The sequence below is a fragment of the Petrimonas sp. genome (assembly GCF_963921705.1).
Lineage (GTDB): Bacteria > Bacteroidota > Bacteroidia > Bacteroidales > Dysgonomonadaceae > Petrimonas > Petrimonas sulfuriphila.
Window position 1 is genome coordinate 3,249,222 of sequence record NZ_OY997410.1, and the last position, 22,935, is coordinate 3,272,156.

General features: G+C 42.3%; 21 protein-coding genes and 1 tRNA gene. 5 read left to right on the top strand and 17 right to left on the bottom strand.

Translation table 11 applies throughout. The features are described 5' to 3' along the window. Window positions 1-18: 18 nt before the first annotated feature. From AACM02_RS13655 to AACM02_RS13690, 8 genes are all read right to left on the bottom strand, one after another. Complete coding sequence (locus tag AACM02_RS13655; RefSeq protein ID WP_339117277.1) at window positions 19-1,584, bottom strand: hypothetical protein; 1,566 nt, start codon at window positions 1,582-1,584, stop codon at window positions 19-21. 118 nt (window positions 1,585-1,702) lie between these two features. Next, window positions 1,703-3,145, bottom strand: a complete 1,443-nt coding sequence (locus AACM02_RS13660; RefSeq protein ID WP_339115938.1) for a transposase — start codon at window positions 3,143-3,145, stop codon at window positions 1,703-1,705. 139 nt (window positions 3,146-3,284) lie between these two features. Beyond that, window positions 3,285-4,640 carry an OmpA family protein gene (locus tag AACM02_RS13665; RefSeq protein WP_339117278.1) on the bottom strand — a complete coding sequence of 452 codons (1,356 nt, stop codon included), beginning with the start codon at window positions 4,638-4,640 and terminating at the stop codon, window positions 3,285-3,287. Between the two features lie 16 nt (window positions 4,641-4,656). Then, window positions 4,657-5,841: a hypothetical protein gene (locus tag AACM02_RS13670; protein ID WP_339117279.1), complete on the bottom strand. Its 1,185-nt coding sequence runs from the start codon at window positions 5,839-5,841 to the stop codon at window positions 4,657-4,659. Between the two features lie 26 nt (window positions 5,842-5,867). Then, the gene (locus AACM02_RS13675) at window positions 5,868-7,031 is read right to left on the bottom strand and encodes a hypothetical protein (RefSeq protein WP_339117280.1); all 1,164 of its coding nucleotides are present in this window, start codon (window positions 7,029-7,031) and stop codon (window positions 5,868-5,870) included. Further along, window positions 7,022-8,200, bottom strand: coding sequence for a hypothetical protein (locus AACM02_RS13680; RefSeq protein ID WP_339117281.1), 1,179 nt, complete (start codon window positions 8,198-8,200; stop codon window positions 7,022-7,024). Before AACM02_RS13680 ends, AACM02_RS13675 begins: the two co-directional genes overlap by 10 nt. Before the next feature lie 122 nt (window positions 8,201-8,322). Next, on the bottom strand, window positions 8,323-9,765 hold the full coding sequence (locus tag AACM02_RS13685) for a transposase (protein WP_339115938.1): 1,443 nt from the start codon (window positions 9,763-9,765) through the stop codon (window positions 8,323-8,325). Between the two features lie 235 nt (window positions 9,766-10,000). Next, the gene (locus tag AACM02_RS13690; protein WP_339117282.1) at window positions 10,001-11,149 is read right to left on the bottom strand and encodes an SPFH domain-containing protein; all 1,149 of its coding nucleotides are present in this window, start codon (window positions 11,147-11,149) and stop codon (window positions 10,001-10,003) included. Window positions 11,150-11,486: 337 nt separating this feature from the next. Here AACM02_RS13690 and AACM02_RS13695 point away from each other — a divergent pair, with 337 nt between their 5' ends. Continuing rightward, window positions 11,487-11,663, top strand: coding sequence for a hypothetical protein (locus tag AACM02_RS13695; protein ID WP_339117283.1), 177 nt, complete (start codon window positions 11,487-11,489; stop codon window positions 11,661-11,663). Between the two features lie 142 nt (window positions 11,664-11,805). Then, the gene (locus AACM02_RS13700; protein ID WP_179399146.1) at window positions 11,806-12,063 is read left to right on the top strand and encodes a hypothetical protein; all 258 of its coding nucleotides are present in this window, start codon (window positions 11,806-11,808) and stop codon (window positions 12,061-12,063) included. Window positions 12,064-12,598: 535 nt separating this feature from the next. Here AACM02_RS13700 and AACM02_RS13705 read toward each other — a convergent pair. Further along, window positions 12,599-12,683 (bottom strand) — tRNA-Ser (locus AACM02_RS13705). A gap of 147 nt (window positions 12,684-12,830) precedes the next feature. Between AACM02_RS13705 and AACM02_RS13710 the strand changes: the two genes are divergently transcribed. Beyond that, window positions 12,831-14,138, top strand: coding sequence for a DEAD/DEAH box helicase (locus AACM02_RS13710; RefSeq protein WP_339117284.1), 1,308 nt, complete (start codon window positions 12,831-12,833; stop codon window positions 14,136-14,138). A 16-nt stretch (window positions 14,139-14,154) separates the two neighbouring features. Here the strand turns inward: AACM02_RS13710 and AACM02_RS13715 are convergent, their stop codons facing one another. From AACM02_RS13715 to AACM02_RS13740, 6 genes are all read right to left on the bottom strand, one after another. Next, on the bottom strand, window positions 14,155-14,715 hold the full coding sequence (locus AACM02_RS13715) for a 2-oxoacid:acceptor oxidoreductase family protein (RefSeq protein ID WP_332456640.1): 561 nt from the start codon (window positions 14,713-14,715) through the stop codon (window positions 14,155-14,157). A gap of 10 nt (window positions 14,716-14,725) precedes the next feature. Next, entirely contained in the window at window positions 14,726-15,487 is a 762-nt protein-coding gene (locus AACM02_RS13720) for a thiamine pyrophosphate-dependent enzyme (RefSeq protein WP_286855919.1), read from the bottom strand. Window positions 15,488-15,667: 180 nt separating this feature from the next. After that, window positions 15,668-16,750 (bottom strand): 3-methyl-2-oxobutanoate dehydrogenase subunit VorB, encoded by a 1,083-nt coding sequence (locus tag AACM02_RS13725; protein ID WP_339117285.1) that lies wholly within the window; start codon window positions 16,748-16,750, stop codon window positions 15,668-15,670. A 60-nt stretch (window positions 16,751-16,810) separates the two neighbouring features. Continuing rightward, window positions 16,811-17,044: a ferredoxin family protein gene (locus AACM02_RS13730; protein WP_214062545.1), complete on the bottom strand. Its 234-nt coding sequence runs from the start codon at window positions 17,042-17,044 to the stop codon at window positions 16,811-16,813. A 240-nt stretch (window positions 17,045-17,284) separates the two neighbouring features. Next, window positions 17,285-17,806, bottom strand: a complete 522-nt coding sequence (locus AACM02_RS13735; RefSeq protein ID WP_332456642.1) for an HAD family hydrolase — start codon at window positions 17,804-17,806, stop codon at window positions 17,285-17,287. 49 nt (window positions 17,807-17,855) lie between these two features. Continuing rightward, on the bottom strand, window positions 17,856-18,389 hold the full coding sequence (locus AACM02_RS13740; protein WP_339117286.1) for a nitroreductase family protein: 534 nt from the start codon (window positions 18,387-18,389) through the stop codon (window positions 17,856-17,858). A 235-nt stretch (window positions 18,390-18,624) separates the two neighbouring features. On the opposite strand from AACM02_RS13740, the gene AACM02_RS13745 reads away from it, so the two are divergent. After that, the gene (locus AACM02_RS13745) at window positions 18,625-19,290 is read left to right on the top strand and encodes a hypothetical protein (protein ID WP_214062116.1); all 666 of its coding nucleotides are present in this window, start codon (window positions 18,625-18,627) and stop codon (window positions 19,288-19,290) included. Beyond that, complete coding sequence (locus tag AACM02_RS13750) at window positions 19,287-19,895, top strand: response regulator transcription factor (protein ID WP_286855914.1); 609 nt, start codon at window positions 19,287-19,289, stop codon at window positions 19,893-19,895. The genes AACM02_RS13745 and AACM02_RS13750 overlap by 4 nt, the downstream gene beginning before the upstream one ends. Before the next feature lie 4 nt (window positions 19,896-19,899). On the opposite strand, the gene AACM02_RS13755 is transcribed toward AACM02_RS13750, so the two are convergent. Together AACM02_RS13755 and AACM02_RS13760 are read right to left on the bottom strand one after the other, a co-directional pair. Beyond that, window positions 19,900-20,427 carry a hypothetical protein gene (locus tag AACM02_RS13755; protein WP_332456644.1) on the bottom strand — a complete coding sequence of 176 codons (528 nt, stop codon included), beginning with the start codon at window positions 20,425-20,427 and terminating at the stop codon, window positions 19,900-19,902. An 18-nt stretch (window positions 20,428-20,445) separates the two neighbouring features. Continuing rightward, window positions 20,446-22,857 carry a TonB-dependent receptor gene (locus tag AACM02_RS13760; protein ID WP_339117287.1) on the bottom strand — a complete coding sequence of 804 codons (2,412 nt, stop codon included), beginning with the start codon at window positions 22,855-22,857 and terminating at the stop codon, window positions 20,446-20,448. Window positions 22,858-22,935: the final 78 nt, after the last annotated feature.

Below are 22,935 nucleotides of genomic sequence, written 5' to 3' on the forward strand. Positions count from 1 at the left end.
CTTCCAACTTCCAACTCCCTACTTAATCATCTGTGCCCCATATCCATCGACGGCTCCGAAAAGCTCAAATGTCTTTTCGTATGGAAAGCGATTGCCATACATGGAAACACGTATAGTTTCAGTGCCTTGCATATTCATTCCCAATGCCGAACGAAACTGATTTACTGATGAATTGGGATTAAAAGAAGAGGTTTGTGAACCGGTTATTCCTATAAATCCTTTCAAATAAGGCACATCTATCTTTTTGCTGATGGCATTTACCTCTGCTTCGTTCATCTCACGATTATTTTCATATTTATGCAATTGGTTTACGTCCTCAAAATTCTTTGCTAAAACAAATGTCCATCCGCCGCCACCAGATGGTAGCACCATATCGCCATTGCGGTTTCCAAAAAACAAGTTGTTCCACGCCGAGGTTACTCTTTTCGCTTCTTTGGATTTATCAGCATCCACATAAGCGCGATCCAGACCGCCATAGTTGGAACAGCCGATTATATTGTTATACACATCGGCGTCAATACCTGTCATATAGCGGAATCCATATCCCATATCTTCCATGAGTTTATCTCGGCACCAAGTAAACAGCACGGTATTCTCGTGAAATGAAATTTTGGATGTATTGGGTAGTGCCAGTCCGCCACGCACCTCGCAGGCAGCCATTCGGTTTGCTACAAACACATTGTTGTAAATATCAAAATGTCCGCCTTTACAGGCCATCTGTATGGCGAAGTGATATCCGTTGAGAAATACACAGTTGCGGACGGTTAAATTTCCCTCCATCTCACCGCTGATAAGCTGAAATGCGCTTTTCATACCCTCGGGTTTCATAGTAGGCACGCTCGCTACCGATTCGCCAACAACCAGGATACGTCCTGTTTCGCATCCCTCAGGAGCAGCGGCTACCGGATTGTCATAAATCGGAGCTAAATAAGCATTGATTTGTCCGCGGTCGAAAATGATACCATCTACTAACACTACACCATTCCGTTTACCGACTACACGAATATCCATCACCCCTTGATTGCCCGAAGTCATTATCTGAGCTGGTCCTGGTTGCATTGTAGTACGAAACTTTATAGGGTCGCGTTGCGAAAAATCATTGGAATAGCCTCCTACGATAGAAACATACTTATTCACCTTCACCCATCCCTGATCCAAATAACCGAGATAATTGCCTTCGGCAAGGCAAATAAGGGCTCCTTCTGGGGCTTCATCAATGGCTTTTTGCAAGTCTTTGAGTGGCGATGATTGACTGCCGTCATTGCGGTTGCTACCATTGTTTGAGGACACGTAAATGGTTTTTGATCCTATGGGGATTTTGCCCTGACTAACCGATTTACGGCCGGAGGAGGCTCCACCGGATGAGGCATTGGAAACGCCCTGATCAAGTTTTTTTTCGGCTCTATCTAAACTTTCGCGGGTTTCACGTGCTGCTTTTTCTTTTACTTTTTGTTCAACCTGCTGTTCGGCAGACCTTTTTATCTGACTGCCTAATTTTTTAACGTTGATTTGTGCATCAATTGTAAAGCTGAATGCCAGTAGGAAGGCTATCGCCACAAATGCTCTGGAAGTTGCTGCTTTCATTTTATTGTTTTTAGTATCTCATGTTTCGCACTTCCCTCAAACCATTGACAAAGAAATAGAAGGGAAATGCATTATTATCTATATCTCTGTACTATAACATTTTATATTTTACAATTTCTCAATCGTCCTTAACCATCACCGAACAACACAGTGCAATGATCATGGATTCTGCTTTTGGATTGGCCAACATTTTTTCAAGTAAATCATCGGCATCCATCTCCAATACCTCGCATACTGAGCAGACTAACTCGATGAACAGCCCCCATAGCCGTCTGTCGAGTGTTTCCCTGAGCACATCGGCGTTCATTGACCGATAAAGTGCCCCTTTCGACTCGTAGTTATCGTACCGGAAACGCAGTGTCAATAACAGATAGGCTATCATGCTGATGGTCGTTTCTGCTACCTGGGCGTCAAAGTTACTGGATTGACATCTTCCCAGGTTCAACAATTGCTTCGATTCTCGATTGAACACCTCCACAACCCATCTTACCTGGTAATGCCCGATCAATCCCTTGAACGTCAGTTTCGTGTCCGTCGTCAACAAAACCTTCCATTTGTCATTTTTGCCCCGACGACTAAAGAAAAGGCAGATCTCAACACCTTGGTACAGCACCCTGGCCTGTTTGTACTGGTAACCCAGGGAACGGCAGCGCCTGGGTTTGCCCAGCATGTTATTGATCTGGGCGTGAGTCAGGCTCTTACCCTGATACTCAAACTTAGTCTTTGCAAACTTGTACATCCCGATCAGGTGAACTTCCTTGTCCTTCACACTCCGGATAGCCTGTATCAACGCATCGCAAGTAAACCAGCTGTCCACCAGGACGTAATCAACACGAAGCCCGCGATAGATGGCCGTGAAAAACATCCGCAGGACCATCTGAATCTTGTTCGTGTCCAGTTCTTCCACACGTTTAGCGGTGTACGAGTCCTTGATACGCTTGCAACTGTATTGCTTGCGGATCTGCTTTTTGGTCATCCCAAACGGGCGTTCCTGCTTTTTCCCTTTTTCCCGGTGAAGACTGAAATCCAGTGGTATGGAGGACTTACCGTCCCAGTACATCATCACCAACAGCTTGAATCCAAGCACGTAGCTGTTGGTTACATGATCCCATACCTTCCCGATCTTCTCTATACGCTTCCCGGTTTTAGACAGGGTGGTGTCATCGAAGATCAGGTAACGGGATGAGGTATCATCTACATCACTATCTTTGGACGTCACCGTCAGAAAACGATGCACAAGATGCCACATAAGCATCCGCCAGCATATGATGGAACTGTTCTTCAAGCGATAGAACACATCCTTGCCCATGGTGGAACCTTCACCTGTGGGGCTGTTCAGATAGGAGTTGACCGTCTTGTCTGAACTGACCACCATGGAGACCAGCAGGGCCAGGACCATTTTAAAATCATATCCCCGGGTCTTGAACCATTTGAACTCAGAAAGACCTTCGCTTAGCTTCAACGCCTTGAAGCGGCTAAAAATATCTTCAGCGGAAACCCTGCCGGGGGTAAAGTCCGCTTTCAACTCTTGAATCTTTTTAATATCTTTGTCCTGCAGCATATTTTAATGGTTTGGTTTCCATCGCTAAGATAATCATTTTCAATGATATATTAGCTAAAATATGCTGCTTTTTTTATCTCTTATCCTCTGATTATCAACTTCATTTTTAACTGCGAAACATCAGTTAATTATAATAGCATCAATCAATGATAACTTCTGCACGGCGTGCTTTTGCACTGTAAGCTGCGTCTCCACTGAGATGAGTATCCTTTCCTTTTCCTTCTACTTGTTTAATTCGATTGGCATCAATACCTCTTTCTACAAGATAATCGCGTAAAACTTTTGCTCGTTCAGCAGTCAATTCAATATTAATACTTTCACTACCTGTATGATCTGCCCAACCATAAATATCAATAGTAACAGTAGAATTATTTTCAAGAATATCAACGATAGCATCTAATTCTTGTTTGTATTTAATCCTATCCAACACCGATTTTCCGCGTTCGAAACTTACATAAGGAAGAATACCTATAATTTTAATAGCTTCTTTATCAGTTCTTTTATCTACATACCGGTCTACATATACCGTATCATGTATTACTCGTTCAATTACTTTTGGCTCTTTTGATTCTACAACACGCTTTGCTTCTACCATTTCTACCATTGGCACATACTTGGGAGTTGCAGCATAAATCAAATTGTCTCGCTTGGTTTTACCATTTAATTTGAAAATGATACCTGCCTGCACATAAGCCATTATATTATTATCGCTGGCACCAGCTACACCATCAAATTTTTTATTAAATCCATATACGCCTCCTCCTTTTACCTGAAAATCGACAATACGGCTTGCTCTAAAGCGTGCAGCAATTTCCCCACCCACACCACTTGTGTTTTCGTAATGTAAATCACGATTGCTATATCTTGCGTTATCACTTTTCTTATATACTGTAGGTCTATAATATTGTAAATAATACGATGGAGAGAGTATCACTGAAACCTTGCGTAATTTATCGCCTTTGTTTCCTGCAAATATATTATTTAAGTTCAAATCTAACCCCACACGTCCTTGATACACCTCTACATCAGCATACAAATCGTTGTATTTCAGAAAGTTCGTATTGGTGTTTGCATCGGTGGCAGTAGGAGAATGATAACCATTAGGATTTAAATATTCAGCGGCATTATCTCCTGTAGCACTTATACGATTTTTTCCAATACTCCCTTCCGCTGAGAATCCAATATAAGGATTGACCTGCAATGTAACTTGCAAACCCCCAATAGGTGACAGGTATGTTTTGTCTTCTGAGAAAGTAGAGAAGTCGCCCCATAAAGCCGAAGCTCCTCCGTTTACTCCAATGCTCCAACGACTGTAGTTATAGTAATACCTGCGTCGTGACTCATTGATTTGCTCACTGTCTTCATTTTTTTGTGCTGAAACTATACTTGGCAACAGCACAGCTACTATTAAAACAAATAAATTTATTTTTTTCATTTTGTATTTAATTTGATGTGTTATATATTTTTGTTCTTTATTTATAAACAATTTTTTCATTGATAAGAGATTCATTTTAATCATCCCACCACCAATGACTATCTTTCCAATCTTCTATTAGGTCAAAAAGTTCTGAAATGTGTTCGGCACAAATTTCGGCGGTTGTTTCTACATGGGCAATCTCTGACTCAATAGTAGATTCTGAGCTTTCAAACTGGGAAAAATTACCTGAATCTACAGTCATTTCCATTAACTCTCCTAATGCATCAGCAGCATCTTCTAATGAAGTTATTAAACCATCAAAAGAGTCTAATCGAGACATTATATCGCTAATCATATCATTTGGACCATGTAAATCCGCACCCGATAGTTCGCTAAACATATCATCCAAGTAACTTTCAAGGTCATCCATCATCCTTTCAACATCACTTATTGCATCTTCAGCAGTAGATTCAATATCATCAGCTAACATCAAAGCATCATCTGCCAACTGCCTCGCTTCAGCGAGCCTTTCCTCTGTTTCACCCATAAAAAACATAAACTTATTCAGGTCTTCCATTGACAGCTCTTCAAGTTTCTCTTCTGAAAGGGAATATAAAAATTGCTTTAAATCATCAACTTTAGCATCTAACTGGTACGATTCTAAGCTTACTAAACGAGATTCTACAGCAATAAACTTTGTACTATAGTCCATATCAAGAATAGATTGTAAGCGTATCTTCCACTCATCAGCCTTATCGCTAATGCTATCAGTTTGACGTACAGCTTTTTCGTAATGATTTTTAAGTCTATTCAGTTCAGCAGCTCTTTCAGTTTCACCATCTGCTATTGCCTGTTCCACCTCCCTTTTGGTAGTGGCAAGAGCTGTTTCAAAAGAGGTTTTTGAATTATTTGCACTGTTATTCAATGCTCCAATCTTTGTGTTGCATTCAGTAGTACGAGTGGCTAACTCTGTATTGAGAAAGTTGTTTACTTCACCCATTTTTGTTTTCACTGTTTGCGCTAAAGTTGTCATAGAATTGTCAATCTCACCGTTCAGTCGATTGTCAGTTTCTGTAAGCGTTGACAATACTTTAGTTCGAAGACTCTCAATACCTGTCAATAATGCAAGACGTAGTTCTTTATCTTTTTCTTGTAAAGCAACCACTTTCTCGTCCACTATTTCCCCATCACTCAGATAGTCTTGTGTGCAACCACTTAATAGCACTACTACTATCAAAAAGATGGTTCTAAACCTCCATTTATTTTTATTGTATTGCATATCTTTTTTTTTTATTTATTTATTTATCAAAACTCACTGATTAAAGCATCAACATCACTAATTATATCATTTAAATCATTAACATATCCTTCTAATTCGCCTAACAGATCTGATATTGAACCCAAATTATCAACCAAAAGATCATTTATCACATTTGCTCTTTCTAACACCTTATCGGCAGCATTCTCCAAACGACCACTCATTTCGTCAGCAAGGTTTTCTACTTCTTCGCATTTATCTAATATTGACTCTAAATCCAGACCCTCAAATTCACTCAAAAAATCGAGAATACCATCAATTTCATTAAAATATTGTTCCAAATCACTCAACCAAGAATCCACATCAGGTAAATTACTCTCTATAGCATCAAGATCGTTATTAATACTTTCCATTTCTTGTACAATGTCAACTGCTTCATAGTAAATGTCTGAAACTTGTTCAAAGAGGTCATTCAATTCGTTCGATGTAGCATGCTCTTGCAGTCTGTCATAAATTGCAGTTTCCATTTTAGATTTAAACCCTGCAATTTGAGATTCCAACAGATCTCTTTGTGTTTCCAAACTTGTCAGAGAATCAGTCAGAGTATTATAGCGCGCTTGCATCGTTATCACTACATCTATACGTTTGCTTGTAGACTGGGCTAAGTTGGGTAATATATTCTCAAAAGAATTTAAATGCTGTTCTCCTTGTTGTATTCTACTTTGAAGTGCAGTGTTATTTTCTGCAATAGCTTTTTCGTTAGCTCTTTGCATTACTCCACGTGCTGTTTCTAACGCTTCAGATCTTGTAATAATAAGCTGTCCTATCTCATTATCCCAATTTGTAATCTGTAGCCCAATTTGATTCGAATGGTCAGTAATTACATTATTGAGTGAATTTGCCTGACCCTTTATTTTATCATCAATTTCTTTTACTTTTTTACCTAACTTGTCAGAAATAAAATCTTCTACTTCGGTTATTTCTGCTTTCAATTCAGTTTCCAAGCTTAATAGTTCATTAGTAATTTCTTTGCTAATGCTATCATCTACATTCTTAAGATGAGCAATCTCATCATTAAGCTGATTAAACTCCAAGTCGTGATCCATTGAGTTGCACGATGCTATAAGGCATGCCAGCAACAAAAGGATGAGTGTTTTTATACCTTTGTTTACTATATTATTCATTTGTATAATTTTTTTAATTATTTCCATGCATCACTTGTATATATTTCATTAAAAGCAACATAGGCTGCGTCTGCTTGAGCATCCAATTCCGATACCAAACTATCAAAGTGATATGTTTCTTGAAATAGATCAAGAATATTACTTTGTATTGAATCAAAATCATCCCAAATACCAGAAGGATCATCTCCTGATTCATAATCGCCCACCAAATCATCTAATTCAGCTAATATATCAAGAAAAACTTCTACATCACTATCTAAATCATCAGCCAAATCAATAATATACTCCATTTGATTTGTATAATCTTCAGCATCGATCAAATCACCCTCAGCTTGTCCAACCATATCGTTATACATATCCTCAAGATCTTTCATCTGTGCCAAGCAGTCTTCTGCATAATCAGTCAAGCCATCTATCTCGGAAAACTTATCCCGTATTTCGTCAATAAAATCTTCAGCAGCACCTAAATTAGATTTTAGCTCTAAAATTTGTTCAGTCTTCAATGATTCTATTTTTTCATCAACATCTTGTTCCAATAAGTCAAACAAATTGGTTACTTTAGTATTGAAACTATTGAAAACAGTATTTAAGCTGTTTCTTCTTTCTTCATATTCATTCATTTGCTGCGACAAGTCTTCGGATAACTCCAAATTGCTTTCCAATTTCTCAACTTTTGTTTTTACTGTATTTGCCATTGTTTCCAGCTTATCAATCGCATCAAGACGCTTATTAATTTCCACCGCCTGATCATCATTGCTTTGTGCTATGGCTTCTTGCAATAGTGTGTTAAGGGCTTGACGCTTAGTTCCCAGATTATCAAAGACGGTTTCAATACCACCTTTAGTAGTTGTCATTTGTTCATCCACATAATCTTTCGTTTTGGCTACGCGATTAGTAATACGTGTACCAGTTGCTGCCACCGAATCCATCAAGGCTGAAATAACGAGACCGCCATTAGCATCCACTTTAGCTGAAAGCCGATCTTTAACTTCAGCAATTTTTGGTACCATGTCTGCACGCACTTCAATAATCTGTTTCATAAGATCTGCACGAATTGCTGCGTCCTCTTTCTTTAATTCAATAAGCGAATTCTCTTTCTCAATCAAGTAGCGGTCAACATCAAAGTCGCTGACACACGAAGCAAGTAGTACACATCCAAATAACAGAGTTAGAATCTTACATTTTCTTTTCTTCATTGTTATTACTTTTATTATTAACTCATGTTTCGCACTTCCCTCAAACCATTGACAAAGAAATAGAAGGGAAATGCATTATTATCTATATCTCTGTACTATAACATTTTATATTTTACAATTTCTCAATCGTCCTTAACCATCACCGAACAACACAGTGCAATGATCATGGATTCTGCTTTTGGATTGGCCAACATTTTTTCAAGTAAATCATCGGCATCCATCTCCAATACCTCGCATACTGAGCAGACTAACTCGATGAACAGCCCCCATAGCCGTCTGTCGAGTGTTTCCCTGAGCACATCGGCGTTCATTGACCGATAAAGTGCCCCTTTCGACTCGTAGTTATCGTACCGGAAACGCAGTGTCAATAACAGATAGGCTATCATGCTGATGGTCGTTTCTGCTACCTGGGCGTCAAAGTTACTGGATTGACATCTTCCCAGGTTCAACAATTGCTTCGATTCTCGATTGAACACCTCCACAACCCATCTTACCTGGTAATGCCCGATCAATCCCTTGAACGTCAGTTTCGTGTCCGTCGTCAACAAAACCTTCCATTTGTCATTTTTGCCCCGACGACTAAAGAAAAGGCAGATCTCAACACCTTGGTACAGCACCCTGGCCTGTTTGTACTGGTAACCCAGGGAACGGCAGCGCCTGGGTTTGCCCAGCATGTTATTGATCTGGGCGTGAGTCAGGCTCTTACCCTGATACTCAAACTTAGTCTTTGCAAACTTGTACATCCCGATCAGGTGAACTTCCTTGTCCTTCACACTCCGGATAGCCTGTATCAACGCATCGCAAGTAAACCAGCTGTCCACCAGGACGTAATCAACACGAAGCCCGCGATAGATGGCCGTGAAAAACATCCGCAGGACCATCTGAATCTTGTTCGTGTCCAGTTCTTCCACACGTTTAGCGGTGTACGAGTCCTTGATACGCTTGCAACTGTATTGCTTGCGGATCTGCTTTTTGGTCATCCCAAACGGGCGTTCCTGCTTTTTCCCTTTTTCCCGGTGAAGACTGAAATCCAGTGGTATGGAGGACTTACCGTCCCAGTACATCATCACCAACAGCTTGAATCCAAGCACGTAGCTGTTGGTTACATGATCCCATACCTTCCCGATCTTCTCTATACGCTTCCCGGTTTTAGACAGGGTGGTGTCATCGAAGATCAGGTAACGGGATGAGGTATCATCTACATCACTATCTTTGGACGTCACCGTCAGAAAACGATGCACAAGATGCCACATAAGCATCCGCCAGCATATGATGGAACTGTTCTTCAAGCGATAGAACACATCCTTGCCCATGGTGGAACCTTCACCTGTGGGGCTGTTCAGATAGGAGTTGACCGTCTTGTCTGAACTGACCACCATGGAGACCAGCAGGGCCAGGACCATTTTAAAATCATATCCCCGGGTCTTGAACCATTTGAACTCAGAAAGACCTTCGCTTAGCTTCAACGCCTTGAAGCGGCTAAAAATATCTTCAGCGGAAACCCTGCCGGGGGTAAAGTCCGCTTTCAACTCTTGAATCTTTTTAATATCTTTGTCCTGCAGCATATTTTAATGGTTTGGTTTCCATCGCTAAGATAATCATTTTCAATGATATATTAGCTAAAATATGCTGCTTTTTTTATCTCTTATCCTCTGATTATCAACTTCATTTTTAACTGCGAAACATCAGTTTGTTACTTTTTATTTCTCAAATAGATTTCTATCAGGCTCATTGTCTTTTATGGCAAATACCAGAAATCAGCCTGATCCCATAAAAGCCATAACACTGACATTCAATTAATTATAAAGGCGGTGGAACCGCGCCAAATAGTTGCGATAGTTCCTGCACCGAGTTTGCCGCAGCCCATGCCGGCATTCCGGCTGTCCACACCAAGGTGTCGCGGGTAAGCTGTCCTTGCTGAATCATTTGCTGAAGTTGCGATACAGGGAACGGACCTTGCTGCACGCCGCCCACTGCCACGTGATACGTCGTTTGTTGCGGCATTGGGGGTGGAGTAGGTGCAGCCTGTTGAGGTGGCTGTTGCCCTCCGTGAAACTGTCCTGCTTGTGGATTCATCATCTGCCCCGCCATTTGTCCTGCCATAGCCAGTCCAATACCTGCACCCATGGCATCACCGGCGAGATTCCCACCACCTGATGGATTGTTTGCCGAATCTTTCAGTGAATCAGCAAACTGCATCTGGGTATAAGCGGTCATATTGCCAATCACGCCCATGCTTGTGCGGCGGTCTAATGCCTCTTCCACAGCCTCTGGCAACGAAACATTCTCTACCAAAAAACGGGTCAGCTCGATACCATATTCAGCAAAGTCATCCTTGAGACCGATGGTCAGTTCTTGCGAAAACTCATTCATATTGGCTGCCAAATCTAATGCGGCTATTTTAGATTCGCCCAAATAGTCGGTAAACTTGGTTATCACAAAATTGCGAAGCTGCTCGCTTATGCCTTCTGTGGTGAACTCGCCACTTGTGCCTGCCACATTTTTTATAAATGGAATGGGATCTTCCTGTACACGGAAGTTGTATGAACCAAATGCACGCAAGCGGATGGGACCAAATTCAGGGTCGCGCATCATAATAGGGTTTGCCGTTCCCCAACGCTGATTCAAAAACTGCTTGGTGTTTACAAAATATACATCCACCTTGAAAGGCGAATTAAAACCGTATTTCCATCCTTTCAGTGTAGTAAGAATGGGCATGTTATTGGTAGTAAGTTCATAGCGTCCCGGCTGAAACACATCCGCAAATTGTCCTTCGTTTACCAACACCGCCACCTGCGTTTCGCGTACCGTGAGCTGTGCTCCATTTTTGATTTCAGAATTGTAACGTGGAAAACGCCAAATCATGGTATCGCTCGTGTCATCTGTCCATTCGATAATATCAATAAATTCACCGAATGCTTTTTGTTTGATTTTGTTGAAAAGTGCCATAGCTTTTTGCTTTTAATTATTGATTTTATTTTTCAAATTTCTTTATTGCAAATTTGAGATATATCAATAATTATTATCTGCACTTATCACGCAAATAATAGCATAAAGCACGCATTAACGTTTAAATAATTAGCACAATTAGTGCATTTGTTTGTGGTATCAGATTGATTATGTGTGTTTTGTATGTGCTAATTGGCTGATATAGGTTGACCGTTTTCAAACAAAGATCATTATGTTGAAAACAGGTAAACGCGTGCGACATCATCGAAGATTTTCGGAAGATTTCAAGTTGAAAATTGTTCGTGATTATGAATCCGGTTAATATTTTGTTCCAGAAATGGAGAAAATTTACGATATTTCGACCTCACTTATTTATAGGTGGATTTATAAGTATTCTAAGTATAACAAAAAAGGTGCTCAAGTAGTAGAGATGAAAGATAGTAACGCTGAAAAGATCAGACAAATGGAAGCTCGTATAAAAGAGTTGGAACAAGCTGTAGGTCAAAAGAAATGAATATTGACTATTTAGAAAAGATGATTGATTTGGCCAAAGAGCATTATGATATGGACATAAAAAAAAACTCAAACATCCAACGCTCTGGTGGTTCCAAGACAACAAAGAAAAGTTGAATTATAGTTTAAATAGTCTTTATAATATGTTGAATATAAGTAAGCAATCGGTGCATCAAAGCAGAAAGCGACAAGAGTTGTTCGACTCTGAATTAAAAGAGTTGATATCTCAGGCAGATATTATCAGGGGTGGGCATCCGGGTTGTGGAGTTGAGAAGTTGTACGAAACCTTGAAGCCCCAAACAATGGGTAGAGATAAGTTTTGTGAGATTTTCATGGATTTAGGATATCGTGTAAGAAGGATAAAAAAACTACACAAGGGCAACTATTCCTCTATGGTTTAACTATCCTCACCTTATTTGAATTAGTTTCGATTTAATCTGACAGTTAAGGGCAAAATACTTAAATTTGTAATATCACAAACAAAATAAGTTTCACCCTTAAAAACTGTCAGAAATGAATACAGAGACAAAGTTAATCAAAAAAAATTAGGACAGCTTATATTAGCAGAAGAAATAGTTAAGATCCGGCTAAGTCATTTGGGTGATGTCTCTCAGGCATGCAAGTAATTAGGATACAGCCAAGTTACTTTCTGCTGATACAAAGAACTAGTGGAAACTGGTTGTATTACCCTCCCCAAATAATACGAAAATAAATCTGATAGGGATAATTTCACTATCGGGGTGTTTAAACATAAAATTCCGTATAAATAAAATTTTATTTTCAATTGTTTGTTGTGTACATACAGGAATAAAAAATCTCTTGTGCGGCAAAAGGAAAGAATTGTTTGAATAGCTACAAAAAAACACACAGTCAACGCAATAGTGTGCGTAAAACTGTGCGTAAATTTCGCAAATCATTGATTTACAATGTATATTGCGGAGAGAGAGGGATTCGAACCCCCGGAAGCTCTCACTTCAACGGTTTTCAAGACCGCCGCGATCGACCACTCTGCCATCTCTCCTTGCTTTTTGTTCAAAAAGCGAGTGCAAAGGTATAATTATTTTCGAAAACAAAAAAGGTTACATCAAAATTTATTTCACAGAACGGCGGTCTCTCGTATAAAAAAGGAAAATAAACACTATCTTTGCTGAAATTTTAGAAATTAGAAATGTTATTTACCGAACTTCCACTGTGCGATGCCCTTCAAGACGGGTTACAGGCAATGAACTTCAAAGAAACTACACCTGTCCAGGAGCAAGCCATACCCGTTATTCTCCGGAAAAAAGATGTTATCGCCTGTGCACAGACGGGAACAGGTAAAACAGCTGCCTTTCTGCTTCCGTTGCTGAACAACCTGCAGACCGAGCCGCACGAACTTCATAAGGTAAACGCCATTATCATGGCACCTACCCGTGAGTTGGCGCAACAAATCGATCAGCAGATGGAAGGATTTTCGTACTTCACACCGTTCTCATCGGTAGCCGTTTACGGCGGCAACGATGGGGATGCCTGGGAGGTACAGAAAAAAGGGCTGCTTAGTGGTGCCGATGTGGTGATTGCCACGCCGGGCAGATTGCTGTCGCACATCAACCTGTATAACATTGACTTTTCAGGCGTGAAGTATTTTATTCTGGATGAAGCTGACCGGATGCTCGATATGGGTTTCTTCGACGACATTATGAAGATTGAAAAATTGTTACCGAAAGATCGCCAAACGATCATGTTTTCAGCAACAATGCCCCCAAAGATCCAACAACTGGCAAAAACTATTTTACACGACCCCGAGGAGATTACCATCGCTGTGGCGCGTCCGCCCGAAACCATTTTGCAAACAGCCTATATTTGCTATGAATCACAGAAAATTGAGATCGTTAAACAGTTGTTCTCCGACAAAAAGCCCAACAAAGTAATCCTTTTTTCAGGAAAGAAACAAAAAGTCAAGGAAATTGCCAAAACGCTTCGTAAAATGGGACTGTCTGCTGACGCCATGCATTCTGATCTGGAACAGACAGAACGCAATTCAGTCATGCACGAATTCCGCAACGAAAGAGTGGATATTCTGGTTGCTACCGACATCGTTTCACGGGGTATCGATATCGATGACATATCACTTATCATAAACTTTGATGTACCCTACGATGCAGAGGATTATGTTCATCGCATCGGACGTACGGCACGCGCAGGAGATTCGGGAATGGCCATAACGTTTGTCTCGCCCGACGAACAACTTCGTTTTTCAAGGATCGAGAAGTTTCTACAAAAAAACATCTACAAAATACCCGTTCCCCCGGAGTTGGGTGACGTTCCCGAATACAATCCCGAAAAACGGCGAAAAGAGGGCAGAAAACATTCTGATAAACCTCAAAGAGGCATAGGGCGAAAACGCACCCAGGAATCAACGGAGAAAAAGGCACAAAAAAAGACTTCTAAAAAAACACAAAGCCGGCCTGACAAAAATAATCAAACCGGCTTCTGATTTCGATATTACAGGATTACAGGCAATCTGCTTCCTGCTCCAACTCAATGATATCCATTCCTTTCATAATGGCTTCTTCATTCATTGGCAAAAGCTTATGATGACGTTCAGGCAACGTTTTCTTTAACCCTTCCATAACGTTTGCCAACTGAACCATGGGTGATATCTTAAGTAATCCGCCCAATACAATCATATTGAACACCTTTGTGTTGTTCATTTTCATGGATTCGTCCATAGCCTTAATCCGGTAAACGTTGATATCCTTACGCCTGGCTTTATGGCGAATTCCGTAATCGTCGTATATAAGTGCTCCGCCCGGCTTTATCTTTTCTTCAAACTTATCCAGCGAAGGCTGATTCAACACGATGGCCACGTCGTACTGGTTAACGACCGGTGAACTGATGGGTTTATCACTGATAATAACGGTAACATTGGCCGTTCCTCCACGTTGTTCGGGCCCGTAAGCCGGGAACCAGGACACCTCTTTGTCTTCCATAATACCGGAAAAAGCAAGAATTTTACCCATCGATAAAACTCCCTGGCCGCCAAATCCCGAAATAACAATTTCTTGCAACATATTTTTCAAGTTAAATATTCTTTAAATCTCCTATTGGAAACACCGGAAACATATTCTCGGCCATCCAGTCGTTGGCTTCGGCAGGCGTCATTTTCCATCCGGAGCTACAGGTTGATACAACCTCAACGATGGAGGTTCCCTTACCGGCCATAGCATTTTCGAAAGCCAGCTTTATCATCCTCTTGGCTTTCTTGACCGCTGCTGCGGTATGAACGCTTACGCGGGTGGCCAAACAGACACCATCGAGCAATGCCAGCAAATTGAGTATTTTAAGTGGGCTACCCATAGTTTGCACATCACGTCCGTCCGGGCTGGTGGAGGTTACCATCTTACTGAGTGTTGTCGGCGCCATTTGTCCGCCAGTCATCCCATATATTCCGTTATTGATGAAAATAATAGCGATATTCTCCCCACGGTTGGCAGCGTGGATGGTTTCTGCAGTACCTATAGCTGCCAGGTCGCCGTCCCCCTGATAGGTAAACACCATTTTGTCGGGATTCAACCGTTTTGCTGCAGTTGCTAAAGCGGGCGCACGTCCGTGAGCGGCTTCCTGCCAGTCGATATCCAGGTATTTGTATGCGAAAACCGCACATCCAACCGGGGCAATTCCGATCGTCTTTTCCTGTAGGTCGAGTTCTTTAATAACTTCGGCAATGGTTTTGTGAACAACACCGTGCGAACAGCCGGGGCAATAGTGCATATGGTTGTCGTTCATAATTTCCGGTTTGGCGTAAACCAAGTTTTCGGGGCTAACTATACTGTTTATATCCATAATTTTATCTTTTTGAAAATCTGTATAAAAAATAACAAACAACGGCGCAAGCCCCTGTAATCCACGTAAGTTTCATGTTTTGGCCAGAAACGAAATAAACGACTATTGTTGCTAAGAAGAAAAGCAAAAACAGCATCGAAAATAATTGTTGTAATTTTGGGCTCACGGCTGTACGTTTTTTTATTTTACTATTTTTTCCTTTAATGCATCCAATACTCCGTCGGGAGTAGGAACGATTCCACCCAGACGTCCGTAATGTTCAACGGGTACTTTCCCGTTTACGGCCAATCGCACATCTTCCACCATTTGTCCGGCATTGAGTTCCACAGTCAGCATACCTTTCACCTTATCGGCATATGTATGGAGTATGTTGCTTGGGAAAGGCCACAACGTTACGGGGCGGAGAAGCCCAATCTTTATGCCCTCCTTCCTAGCCATATCTATGGTTTTAAGACAGATACGGGCTGCCGAACCGAAGGCAACCAGCAAATAGTCGGCATCCTCGCATGCAGTCTCCTGATAACGAACCTCTTCCTGTTCAATTACCCTATATTTTGCCTGAAAACGCTCGTTGTTTTTTTCCATGAGAGCTGCATCCAACTCCAGTGAAGTTATGATATTGGGGCCTCTGTCTTTTGTTTTTCCAAGTGTTGCCCACGGACACTGTTCGCGAATTTCCTGTTCGGTACGGCGACGCCGGTACTCCGGAAGTTTCACTTTCTCCATCATTTGCCCGATAACACCGTCGGTCAGTATCATGGCCGGATTACGGTATTTGAACGCCAGATCAAAACCCAACGATACAAAGTCTGCCATTTCCTGAACGGAATTGGGAGCCAGCGTGATTAGCCTGTAGTCACCGTGCCCCCCGCCCTTTACGGTTTGAAAATAATCAGACTGTGAAGGTTGAATTGTGCCTAATCCCGGTCCGCCACGCTGTACATTTACGATAAGACAGGGCAACTCCGCGCCGGCAAGGTAGGAAATTCCTTCCTGCTTAAGGCTGATTCCCGGACTCGAGGAAGAGGTCATGGAATATTTTCCGCAAGCGGCACCACCGTATACCATGTTGATGGCCGCTACTTCACTTTCAGCTTGTAGGACAACCATCCCTGTAGTTTTCCATGGAGCGGCCTCCATAAGTGTTTCTATAATTTCGGATTGTGGGGTAATGGGATAACCGAAGTATCCGTCTACACCGTAGCGGATTGCCGCATAAGCAACAGCTTCGTTTCCCTTCATTAATGTTACATCTTCTGTCATAATTTAAATTCAGTTTTTTTGATCTCCTTGAGTATTAGACTTAAAAAACAAAACGTTCACTTATTTATCCAATCGTTTACGATAAACGGTTAAACATCCTTCGGGACAAACGGTTCCGCAGTTAAAGCAACCGATGCACTCTTCCGGGTTTTTCATGTAAACGTAATGATAGCCGCGATCATTCACTTCCCGCGGTTGTAATTCCAACACGTCCGTAGGACATGACACAACGCAAAGATTGCAACCCTTGCAACGTTGCGTATTAACAACTACATAACCTTGTACTTTTGCCATTTTATTTATTTGTGGTTTTTGTTGGTTTTTGCAAAATTAGTCGATGTTTCAAATGTTTTCAACTTTTCTGTGTTAAATATTTCCTTTAAGTATTTTAATACTATCCTGGTAAAGAGCCGGATTATAATTAAACCTCATCTATTCGCGACAAAAAAGTATAAATTTTATCAAAAAACTGGAAACAAGAACCGAACCAACATAAAAAAGTTCGAAATATAACTTGGGTAAATATTTAATTTTTCACCAAAAGAACGCGTCGTTCACCATCCATTTGCCCTGGACTTTCATCACTTGTTCAATGACATCACGGGCAACTCCTTCACCACCCTTGACGGGTGAAACGTAAATGGAAATATCCTTAATTTCAGGACAAGCATCTGCAGGAGCCACCGGTAAACCCACTTTTTTCATGACCAAATAATCGATAATGTCGTCGCCCACATAGATGATCTCTTCCGGATCGAAGCCGGTTTTATCCATATATTCCTTCAACTGTTCGGTTTTATCGTACGATTTCAGGTAGATGTGCCTTACACCGAGTGACTCCAGACGGCGACGGACAATTTCCGAACGTCCTCCGGTTATCACTGCTACATCCAGTCCAGAACGTATCGCGTGATGAATGGCATAACCGTCCCGCACGTTGGTTGACCGCATCGGCTGGCCGTCTTCGGCAAGCGTTACGGTTTGACAGGACAAGACTCCGTCCACATCGAAGATAAACGACTTAATTTTGGTAAGATCGTAATTAATTGCGCTCATGCAAATTTATAAATTTTTAGACATTTAGATTTATAGATTCGGTGCACTGTCAAAACGTATATTTTCCCAGATGCACCTTTTCCCACAACAACTGATCGCCATTGTTGGGAGAACGGGGTTTTTCTTTTTTCCCGAAAGAAATGACACAGAGCACTTCCAGCGGCATAGGGACATCGAGTATCCCGTTAATGTATTCTCCGGAAGTGATTGTTTCAGAAAAGTCACGGTTCCTGACCTGTACCCAGCAACTGCCGATCCCCAGTTCTTCGGCCTGTAACTGCATATTGATGGCAGCGATAGAGGCATCTTCAATCCAAGCATCGGTTTCAAGCGGATTTCCAAGAACCACAACCGCCAGTGCCGCATCTGCAATAAAAGCAGCGCTCTGAGCCTTGCACCTGGAAAGTTTTGCAAGCATCTCCCGGTCTTCCACGACCACAAACTCCCAGGAATGTTTGTTTTTGGAGGTGGGTGAAAGCAACGCTGCTTCCAGAATAAATTGAACAGCATCTCCCGACAAGGGTCCATCCGCATATTTCCGGTAACTTCTCCGATTGATCAGAAGTGTGTTAAAGTCTTGCATAGTTCCTATTTCTTTCGACACACAAAAATAGCCATAAAAATTAAGACAACACAGCCGCAAACAGGAAAAATGTTTCGGTTGTAAAAAAAGCAAGAAAGCTCCTGAAATCAAGGGTGGTGAAAATTCTCATGCGTTAATCATTTTTAATTAGAATCAATCTAAACAAAAACAGTTATCTTTGTATCCAAAACTACTTTCTATGTATCACGTTTGCCGAACATATATAAAACCGGGGATGAAATTGTTTGACTTAATCGAGGAAAACCCTTCGCTTTTGCTGGTAATGCAGCATTTCAATTTCGATTTTCGGGTAGGCGATTTCACCATCAGCCAATTATGCAAAGAGAAAGGAATCAGTGAGAAACTGTTTATATCGATTGCCAACCTGTACAACGGCTTCAAACCCAAAGAAAATCCCATTGATTCCGTTGACGATGTAAAGCAGATTGTACGCTTTTTGAAAAACAGTCACGACTATTACCGCAACGATAAATATCCGCAAATAAGTGCCTACATAATGCAGCTGCAGAAAAACCATCCTGAAAAGGAATTAAAGTTGCTGGAGCAGTTTTTTAACGAATACTTTGCTGAGGTTATCGACCACCTGGACTACGAGGACAATGTGGCTTTTCCGTATTTTATCGAGTTCCTGGGCAACAGGGATAATCTGGAGAGCAATGCATACTCGGCCCAGGAATACAGCGAACACCACACCGATATAGAGCTGAAAATAAAAGACATAAAAAACTTATTGTTGAAATACGTAGTAATCAACGACGACCTGAACTTACGCCGTAAACTGCTTTTCTCTTTGTGTGAATTGGAGTACGACCTCTATATCCACTCATTGATTGAGGAAACCATTTTAATTCCTTTCGGATACAATATGGAGAAAGCATGAACAGACACCGGTTACATATCGCCATCATGGTGCATTCGCAGATTATTTACGAAGGATTACACGCGGTACTTTCTCAATCGGATATTGACTGCGTAATCTGTAAAGTGGATTCACTGGACGATTTGGAAAATATTCTCCCTTCAAAAAAGGTAGATTTATTGATTATCAACCCTCTACTATTGGTGAACAGGGAGAAGGACGTAAGAAGGATCCGGAAAAATCACCCCAATTTCTCCATCGTTGGAATTCACTTAGGCATTGTCGATAACCATTCACTGGCACTGCTCGATTCGTCTTTTACCATTTTCGACACATTGGAGCAGGTTTTGTCCAGGTTACAAAAAACGGGAACCAACAGTGAATTGAAATTCCCGTCAAACGATGATAACCTGACTGAAAGAGAACTTGATGTACTTACCCAATTGGTTCACGGTTACTCCAACAAGGAAATTGCCGACTCGCTCAACATCAGTATCCATACGGTAGTTACCCACCGGAAAAACATAACAGCCAAAACCGGCATACGGAGCCAGTCGGGATTAACCATATACGCTATCTCCAAAAAAATTATTCAAATCGAGGATGTTGACCTGCAAAGCCATTGAGTCGTCACACCAACGCCACAATCGCCACCGTAATAACAATGCTTAATGCAATCATCGCTATTCCCCTCCGGCTTTTCCGGCTTCCGAACTTAAACATAAACAACGAGGAAACCGCAAGGAAACAAAGCATAAATCCGTAAACAAGAGACAGCACGGACACTCTATGCGTTCCGGTAATCTTGTGCAAATCCACCAACTTGTCAAACGGAGAGATATACACTTTGCGCGTTACGACTGATTTTCCGGTAGCAGCATGGTAAAAACCTTCCTTGAAATAAATTGTTTCCCCTTCTTCCCTTTCCACTTTAAAATTCCGAATACGGAGCTGTTGTCCCAAATCATTCCCCGAAAGATTCGTTGCCAGTTGCTTTTCCTCTACTTTCTCCGTCTTCAGCAAGTCGGTATTCCGATAAATAAGCAAAATTCCCGAAAGCGCATAAACAAGGGTCAACCCGATGGTTAGAAATCCGATATCGCGATGTAATACCCGCATGATGTGATAAATGTTCTGCTTTTTCTTTTGAGTTTCCATTTTTTTCTACCTTAGCTGTTAAAACTGATAATTCAGCGCCACCGCAACATTCCGAGGATCTGTCGGATTGAGGTAGCCACCGCGATAATATGCTGTGTAGCCCGTGGAATCGAACAGATTGTTCATAAACACCCGGATGCGGTAATTTCTAAACCGGTAACCTACCTGCGCATTCACGGTAGTATATGCATCTGCGAGAAATGGACGCGTGTTTGCCTGCACAGCGTGTCCAGGCACAACGCGATAGGTATATTCGGCCAGCGGGCGTTGGCCCACGTAATACATGCCCAAGCCAAAGGAAAGATTGCATAAGACGCCATCAAAAATACTATAATTTACCCATCCGTTGGCAGTATTCTTGGCGGTGTTCATCGGAGCAGACCCTGCGTGATAATAGGGGCTGTCGTGATAAGCGGCGTCCAGGTAGGAATAGCCCGCCACGACATCCAGGTTTTTCAGCAAACGCCCTGTAAGTTCCAGCTCCACACCTTCCCTCTTCAGATTTCCGGCTTTCATGTAGTAACCTGTGTTCTGTCCGGCATCGTTAAGCAACGAATAGGTCAGGTTGTTGTTCTGGATGTGGAAATAGGTCGCATTGAAACGAAGGCGGTTGTCAAGCCACTCCGTTTTCAGGCCCACTTCAACCTGCTTTTCACGCGTGGGGCCGACGGGCGTAACACGGTCCTCGAGAAGGTTTGCGGCGCCACGCAACGATGTAGTTGTCGTATACGATGCAAAAAGGTTGAAATTTTCGTACGGTGTAACGATGATGCCAAACAGCGGATCCCACACATCACCGCCAGTAGACGAGACAACGTTGTCGCTCAATCCGTTCACCTGGCTATATCGTAATCCTAGCGACACTTTCAGGTAACGGTTAAACGTCATTACTTCCTGCAACAGTAAACCGTAGGAGTAGGATTGCGACGTGGACGGATCACTATCCTTAAGCACGACATTGGGCATGACATTGGGAATAGCTTGCAGCACGTCGATCGTGTCTACGGTAACGGAATTGGTGCTGACAGTGGAAACATCCGACCAGCGATAATCGAACCCTACGTTAAACGTATGCTTCACAGAGCCGGTTTGAATATCTTTACCAATGAGGTCTGCCTGAAAGACTCCGTTCTTGTCGCTTCGCTGTCCGCCGCTGTAATTTCTCGATCGCAGGTTGTACTTACCTGTTGTGCCCGCAGATCGCAATGCCGAAACATGGCCCCGGACGGAACGCGAGTTCAGGTCGGCACCGGCATACGCCACGCGCACGCTGAAACCGTTTCCAAGTTCGCGCGTGAGGTGCGCCATGTATGTCAGGGTGTTGGTAAACTGACGGTCGCTTGAAAAACCCAGGAACTTATCGGCCGGCATTTTGTAGATATTGTTCACACTGTCGGCACTCAGGTTCACGGTTCCCTGGTCCGGGGTACGCGAATCGTGCAGGTAATCCATTTCAAGCACAACGTTGGTTTTTTCGTCGGGTCTCCACGCAAATGACGGATTCACGTAAAAGCGGTCTTTCGAGACATGTACACGGTAATTATCCGCCCGTTCATACGCTCCGTTGATGCGGAAAGCGGCATGTCCGTGTACATCCAACACACGCTGGATATCAAACGTGGGGCGAACCTGTCCCCAACTGCCGATACGCAAGCCCAGGTTCCCGGAATTGACAAAACGGGGTGTTTTGGTAGCAACGTTCACTACCCCACCTGCCGAACCAATATCGTTCCCGATGCCTTGCGCAATGGCGGCAGAACCGCGCAACACCTGCACGGTTTCAACCCCCTGCATGTCCGAAAGAAAACCCTGCCCACGAAAATCGGAATGGATGCGCACCCCGTTTTTCACCACGGGGATCCCGCGATAACCACGCGAAGTAATGCTTTCCGATGTATTGCCGTAAGTGGCAAAAGTCCCCAGTCCGGGTGCATTTCGCACAGCATCGTTGAGCGTCATCGCGCCTTGTTCGGCAATCATTTTTTGCGATATCACAGATACACTTTGCACCTGCTCGTCCAACCTAAGCGGTATACGCGTGAGCGCTTCCATTTTTTCGGGACGTTCGCGCCGCCCCCCAAACACTTCCACTTCCACCAACATCCGTTCATCGGGTTTCAGATTGAAATTTTCTCTTCGGGTTTGCTCTCCCCGTTTAAAATCTATTTCTTTCGTAAGCGGTTTATAACCCATATAACTCACCATAATCCGGTGTCGTCCGCCGGAAATATGCTCGATACGGTAATCCCCCGACGCGTTAGTATCGTCTCCGACGCCCAATTCTTCAATATAAACGGTTGCCCCCACTAACTCATTGTTGTTTTCATCCGTTATTTTCCCCGTCAACACATGGTGACCGCGTTGGGAAAAAACAACCATCGTGCTTATCAGCATTCCGGCAATTATTGAGTATATTATTTTTTTATTCATCTTTTTTCTTCTTGATTTTTCAGAGCACAAAGGAAGAGCAAAATCACGCTTCGCACAATCCCATAAATCAGGGATATT